General features: G+C 51.7%; 6 protein-coding genes. 4 read left to right on the forward strand and 2 right to left on the reverse strand.

The annotated features are described in order from the left end of the window. A partial coding sequence (locus tag ACN4EK_RS32100) for a hypothetical protein (RefSeq protein ID WP_431662512.1) occupies positions 1 to 192 on the reverse strand: 192 nt, incomplete at its 3' end. Between ACN4EK_RS32100 and ACN4EK_RS32105 the strand changes: the two genes are divergently transcribed. The 3 genes from ACN4EK_RS32105 to ACN4EK_RS32115 all read left to right on the forward strand — a co-directional run bounded on the left by ACN4EK_RS32105 (position 142) and on the right by ACN4EK_RS32115 (position 2,853). After that, complete coding sequence (locus ACN4EK_RS32105) at positions 142 to 1,878, forward strand: GAF domain-containing sensor histidine kinase (protein WP_431662517.1); 1,737 nt, start codon at positions 142 to 144, stop codon at positions 1,876 to 1,878. The two genes, ACN4EK_RS32100 and ACN4EK_RS32105, sit on opposite strands and share 51 nt — an antisense overlap. Before the next feature lie 38 nt (positions 1,879 to 1,916). Next, entirely contained in the window at positions 1,917 to 2,297 is a 381-nt protein-coding gene (locus tag ACN4EK_RS32110) for a response regulator (protein WP_431662513.1), read from the forward strand. A 118-nt stretch (positions 2,298 to 2,415) separates the two neighbouring features. Next, positions 2,416 to 2,853: a protein tyrosine phosphatase family protein gene (locus ACN4EK_RS32115; protein WP_431662514.1), complete on the forward strand. Its 438-nt coding sequence runs from the start codon at positions 2,416 to 2,418 to the stop codon at positions 2,851 to 2,853. Between the two features lie 4 nt (positions 2,854 to 2,857). On the opposite strand, the gene ACN4EK_RS32120 is transcribed toward ACN4EK_RS32115, so the two are convergent. Then, the gene (locus ACN4EK_RS32120) at positions 2,858 to 3,367 is read right to left on the reverse strand and encodes a TIGR02652 family protein (RefSeq protein ID WP_431662515.1); all 510 of its coding nucleotides are present in this window, start codon (positions 3,365 to 3,367) and stop codon (positions 2,858 to 2,860) included. Between the two features lie 116 nt (positions 3,368 to 3,483). On the opposite strand from ACN4EK_RS32120, the gene ACN4EK_RS32125 reads away from it, so the two are divergent. Further along, positions 3,484 to 4,044, forward strand: coding sequence for a gamma carbonic anhydrase family protein (locus tag ACN4EK_RS32125; protein WP_431662516.1), 561 nt, complete (start codon positions 3,484 to 3,486; stop codon positions 4,042 to 4,044). Positions 4,045 to 4,165 lie beyond the last annotated feature (121 nt).

Genomic DNA, 4,165 nt, shown 5'->3' on the forward strand with positions numbered 1-4,165 from the left:
AGATGTGTATAAGAGACAGCAACTACCCCCTCTCCCCACCCCGACAACGAAGCCGCTCGTCTGCTTGCCCTGCGCCAGTACCACATCCTTGATACAGATCCAGAACCGACCTTTGATGATCTGGTCAATCTGGCTGTACAGATTAGCGATACCACGATCGCCTGGATTAGCTTGATCGATGCCGATCGCCAATGGTTTAAATCCAAAGTGGGATTTGAGGCGACCGAATTACCGCGTCATGCTACCTTGTGTGCCTACACCATCCTGCATGCCGATATGTTGATCATTCCCGATACCGCGATCGACAGTCGGTTTATTAACCATCCTCTGGTCACAGCGGCGCCCAAAATTCGGTTTTATGCCGGAGTCCCGTTAATTACCGCCGATGGCTATGCCCTGGGCACCCTGGCGGTGCTTGATCCAGCCCCCCAAACCCTCAGTCCCAAGCAAATTACGGCCTTACAAACCCTGGGACGACAGGTAATGACCCAGCTAGAATTGCATCGCCATTTAGCCGATCTCGCTTCCACTACAGCCGCCCAACAACGCCAGGAGCAAGCTCTCCGCAAGACCAAGGACGAAACCGAATTACGAGTGGCTGAACGCACTGCTGAGTTGGTCAGTGTCAATCGCCGATTGCAATTAGAACTGGAGGAACGGAAACGGATTGAAGCTGCCCTCCGCGTATCTCAAGCCCGATTCGCTGGCATTCTAGAGATTGCGGATGATGCGATTATTTCCGTCGATCAAACGCAGTGTATTACCCTGTTTAACCAGGGAGCCGAGAAAATCTTTGGTTACACGGCGCGGGAGGCATTAGGGCAACCACTCGATATTCTGTTACCGATTCGGGCGGTTTTGGGGCATCGCCAGCATGTCAAGGAGTTTGGGCAATCGGTCAGTCCTGCCCGTCGGATGGGAGAACGGGGCACCATCTATGGTCGTCGCAAAAATGGGGAAGAGTTTCCCGCCGAAGCCTCGATCTCAAAATTGGAAATGGGTAACGATCGCGTTTATACCGTGATTCTGCGAGACATCAGCGATCGTGAGATGGTCGAACGGATGAAAGATGAATTCATTTCTGTCGTCAGTCACGAACTGCGAACCCCACTAACCTCGATTCACGGTTCCCTGAGAATGTTGGCGAGTGGACTCTTGAATGCGGAACCAGAAACAAGCCAACGGTTATTGCAAATTGCGGTAGAAAGTACCGATCGCTTAGTGCGGTTAATCAATGACGTGCTGGACATTGAACGGATCGAATCGGGCAAAGTGCGGATGGAATTGGCTACCTGCAATACTACGAATTTGATCAGTCAAGCCGTTAATATCATGCAGCCGATCGCAGATAAAGCGGGAATTACTCTATCGGTATCTCCTACATCGGTGGAGTTACAAGCCGACGGCGATCGGATTATTCAAACCCTCACTAACCTGCTCAGTAATGCCATCAAGTTCTCGCCTCGGGGACAGACCGTTTGGCTATCTGCCACCTTGCTCCAACCTGGAGATCCCGATCCCCAATCCCCTGAGGCACTGAGGCGGCACACTACCGAACAACTCGCCCCATCCTCCCTATCCCCCTCATTTTCCCCATCGTCCTCATCCTCCCTCCCAACCCCTACGGCTACAGCTCACATTCTATTTACCGTCAAAGACCAGGGACGGGGCATTCCTGCCGACAAGTTAGGCAAGATTTTTGAGCGGTTTCAACAAGTGGATGCTTCCGATTCCCGTAATCAGGATGGCACAGGGTTGGGGTTAGCCATCTGCCGAAGTATTGTGCAGCAGCATGGGGGAGATATTTGGGTAGAAAGTGAACTGGGACAGGGCAGTATTTTTCGCTTTACCCTGCCTCTCGTCTCGGAAGTTGCTTAATCGATCGTCCTCCCTATGGCTACTTGCCACAATTCTCTATGACGACTTCAAAACATATTCTGGTAATTGACAACGAACCTTATATTCAGGAGATTGCCCAAATTTGTTTACGCACTGTAGCAGGCTGGCAAGTTAGCACCGCTAGTTCTGGCAAGGAAGGCATTACCAAGGCAACCGCAGAACAACCAGATGCCATTCTGCTCGATGTCATGATGCCGGATATGGATGGCGTTGCCACCTTCCAGGCGTTACAGGGCAATCCCACGACTCAACCCATTCCAGTGATTCTGCTGACCGCCAAGGTTCAGGCTTCCGATCGCCAACGCTATACCGAACTAGGAGTCAAAGCCACGATCGCCAAGCCGTTTGATCCATTGCAATTAGCTGCACAAGTAGCGGCAGTATTGGGCTGGAACTAATCTTTTCTTCACAAGTTCCTCAAATTGTTCGCCTACCCTCATGAATAAGCAATCATCAGAGTTTTAACGGCTACAGTCAACTGCTAGCTGCCACCAGGCAACGGTGAGGGAGACGGCAATGGAACCAATTAGAAAAATTACCGATGAATTGTCGATCGCCGGACAGATTACTGTTGACCAGTTGCCTCAGCTTGCCCAGGAAGGGTTTCGCTCAGTCTTGAATCTGCGATCGCCAGACGAGATCGGGTTTTTAGTGAATGAACAGCAGAAAGTTGAACTGGCGGGACTGTATTACCTCAATTTCCCGTTCAAACCAGACACGGTAGACGACGAAACCGCCACACGGATTTTGCAGCAGATTAATAGTCTGCCCAAGCCAACCCTCGTCCATTGTGACAATGCGGTACGATCAGCGGCGATCGCCCTGATGCATATCGCGACTCGCCAGGGCGTTTCCCTGGAAAAGGCCTTTAAGCAAGCCAAACAACTGGGTCTATTTGAAGTGCTGACCCAAACCGATAACTATTCCTCCACCGCCGTTAGCTATGGAGCATAGACGATCACTCAAATAAGCGGAAGTAAGGGTAACGCACCGGGGCACCGGGTTCCTTCTCCAGATCAAAGTTAATCACTTCCCAGCAGGGAGCTTCAGCCGGATCTGGACTAAACTCCACCGGTAGCCCATATAACCGAGGTCGCGGAGCATCCGTTTGCCCTCGCCAGGGAGTGCTACGCTCCAGATAGGTGCTGATCAAGTCTTTATAGCGTTGGGCAATGATCACCCGTGTAGCCCGATAGCCCTGGGTATACAGGCGATCGAGGGCTTCATGAATCTCAAATCGAATACCATCGGGATGGGTATGTTGGCGATACCATTCATTTTCCCACTGCTTCCAGTGTCGTCCAGACTGAAGATGAATTAACTCACCCGTTTTCGGGTTCGCTTCAAACGCACCATGCCGCTGGCACAGATATGTGTCAGTTAGGGTCAGTGCCGGGATCGTTTGGCGGCAGTGGGGGCACTGAATCTCTGGACCAAAGATGGGATACTGCAAAGCGGGGTTGATCATTCAGAGCGATAAAGGCAGTTTTCGTAATACTCAGTGCCAGTGGTTTTATTATAGCTACGGGGAGTTGCTACTCTCTCAAGGATTCTACTGGCACTCTAACAGCAATTTTTTTAATCGTGAATAATTCGTGCGATCGTTCCCTGGATTCTCCGGCATTCTGGACTCCACCCGACTGTTCCCAGGCCGCCTTTATTGCGGCAAATGCCACGGTGATCGGGCAGGTGACGATCGCGCCAGGAGTCAGCATTTGGTATGGAGCCGTTGTGCGAGGAGACGTTGAACAAATTGTTCTAGGAGCCTGCACAAATATTCAAGATGGAGCCATTCTACACGGTGATCCGGGTCTACCTACGATTTTGGAGGATCACGTAACAGTTGGGCATCGAGCCGTCGTTCACGGTGCCCAGATTGAGCCAGGTTGCTTAATTGGCATTGGTGCCACTGTATTAGATGGAGTCCGGGTGGGTACAGGCAGCATCATTGGGGCGGGAGCCGTTGTGACTAAAGATGTGCCTCCGCGATCGCTGGTAGTCGGCATTCCCGGCAAGGTAGTGCGGCAAGTCTCGGATCAAGAAGCCGCAGATTTGATTACCCATGCCCAACGGTATGAAAGGTTAGCCCTGGTTCATGCAGGGAAGGGGACGGATTTGGGGTTCGTTGCACCGGAGTCAAGATAAGGAAGGTGGGGAAGGTGGGAAGGTAGGGAGATAGGGAAGGTAACTTAGAAAATCATTTGTCTCCCCATCTCCCCCATCTCCCCCATCCTGTCTCTTATACACATCTGACGCTGCCGACGAA

The sequence above is a fragment of the Pantanalinema rosaneae CENA516 genome (assembly GCF_050753385.1).
Lineage (GTDB): Bacteria > Cyanobacteriota > Cyanobacteriia > Leptolyngbyales > Leptolyngbyaceae > Pantanalinema > Pantanalinema rosaneae.